Origin of the sequence: Synechococcus sp. WH 8016, from assembly GCF_000230675.1 — a bacterium.
In the GTDB taxonomy this organism is placed as follows: domain Bacteria; phylum Cyanobacteriota; class Cyanobacteriia; order PCC-6307; family Cyanobiaceae; genus Synechococcus_C.
The window spans coordinates 1-1,583 of the sequence record NZ_AGIK01000013.1 but is presented as its reverse complement, the minus strand read 5'-3'; the positions used below and the strand labels follow the sequence as shown (position 1 = coordinate 1,583).

1 protein-coding gene and 1 pseudogene are annotated in these 1,583 nt (G+C 53.7%); one reads left to right on the top strand and one right to left on the bottom strand.

Annotated features, from left to right (window positions below):
• Window positions 1–201: 201 nt before the first annotated feature.
• Window positions 202–1,257, bottom strand: a complete 1,056-nt coding sequence (locus tag SYN8016DRAFT_RS14215) for a metallophosphoesterase (protein WP_006855125.1) — start codon at window positions 1,255–1,257, stop codon at window positions 202–204.
• Window positions 1,258–1,441: 184 nt separating this feature from the next.
• Between SYN8016DRAFT_RS14215 and SYN8016DRAFT_RS15145 the strand changes: the two are divergent.
• Window positions 1,442–1,583 (top strand): annotated as a pseudogene (locus SYN8016DRAFT_RS15145) (photosystem II q(b) protein); the annotation flags it as partial.

Sequence of the window (1,583 nt, the reverse complement as noted above, 5' to 3'; positions counted from 1 at the left end):
GCAGCTGCTGAGTCCACACCTGTGGCTCTCCAAGCACCTGCAATCGGTTGATCTGGAACCCCTTAAAAGTTACAGATCAACTGAACTAGAAAGCCCCCTCCCAAAAGGAGGGGGCTTTTTTGTGCCCGGTTTTTATGGCTGGTTTTTTGGCTTGGAGGGAGAGCGCTGACAGCGGCAAGGAGATGCGTTTAAAACGCTTTTTTATGAGCCGTAGGACCAGTGCGTGCTTCGTCGATCCAAGCTTGGGAATGCTTTTGATCTCAACTGCCTTGGTAGGGAGTCAGGGCTGATCGGCTCCGCTGTTTTCAAGCTGAATGTGGTTTCGCGAACGGTTTTCGTGGCTTGAAAGAGATCCAGGAGCGTGAGGCTCGGATCGGATTTGTCTTGGGCACCTAGCAACCGACGAGGTCCATTTCCCATGGCACCCAAACTGAGGACACGCTGTCCTTTGAGTTCGCCTGGATACCAGGCATGGTGATGGCCTGAGAGATAGAGGTCCACCCGTTGACGTTGCATCAAATCGGTGAGATGCATGGCGTCTTCGATGCACTCACCGGCACGATCTCGACCAACACTGACGGCGGTCAGTGGGAGATGTCCCATCACCAAACAGCAATCGTCTGGAGATCTGGACTCTGAGGCCAGGGCTTGCTCAAGCCAGCGCTGTTGCCCTCGATCCACGGTGGCGGAAGAGGCATCCATCACGACTACGAACAAGCCAGGCTGCCTAACGCTGAACTGGAAGGGGTAATCCTTGGCGTCGATGAATTGCAGCCCAAGCTGGTTTTTTTGACGTTCCCAAAAGCTCGCTGCCTGGATGCGCTCTCTCGCAAAAACGTAGCGAGAGCCTGATCTTTGGCTGGATGCATCGTGATTGCCCATCGTTGGGATCATTCCAATCCCCTTCTGAAGGAGCGGATTGAGAATCGTGGATTGGTAGCTGCTCCACATCGCCTCAAGCTGGGAATTCGTCAGGCTGATCTTCTGGCCGGCGACCATGTCGCCGGCGCAAAGCACCAGATCTGGTTTCAGTTGAGACAGCAGATCAAGTCCTTGTCCAACGGTTGCGCTGTAGTGGGTCGACCCATAAGGACCATTGAGATCACTGATCAAGGCAAGGCGAAGATCCCCTCGCTCCGAGCTGACCACTGTTTCGGAGCTTTTTTTGTGAGCGGCTGCATGAACGCCATCAAGCAACCATCGACTCACGGCCGTGGTTGCTAGCAGCTTCAGAAATAAGCGCCGACTTGCTTGCATCTCCCTAACGCTATGAGCACCCCAGCGATCAGGCCATTAATTAGCTGGGCTTATGGGGGTGATGACGAGCAGCAATACCAAGGGCAACACAAAGCAACACAACTCAATTAAATTTTCTTCACTGGTTAAGTCCAGTTTTTCTTCGCCTTAAGGACTTGTCCTTTCGGCATCTTTATCCGTTCTCATGACTACCACCATCCAGCAGCGCTCCGGCGCTAACGGCTGGCAGCAGTTCTGTGAGTGGGTCACCTCCACCAACAACCGTCTTTATGTCGGTTGGTTCGGTGTTCTGATGATCCCCACCCTGCTTGCCGCTACCACTTGCT

Bases quoted from the DNA above. Each gene is read 5' to 3' on its own strand.
- SYN8016DRAFT_RS14215 (WP_006855125.1), bottom strand. From the start codon at position 1,257: ATGCAAGCAAGTCGGCGCTTATTTCTGAAGCTGCTAGCAACCACGGCC.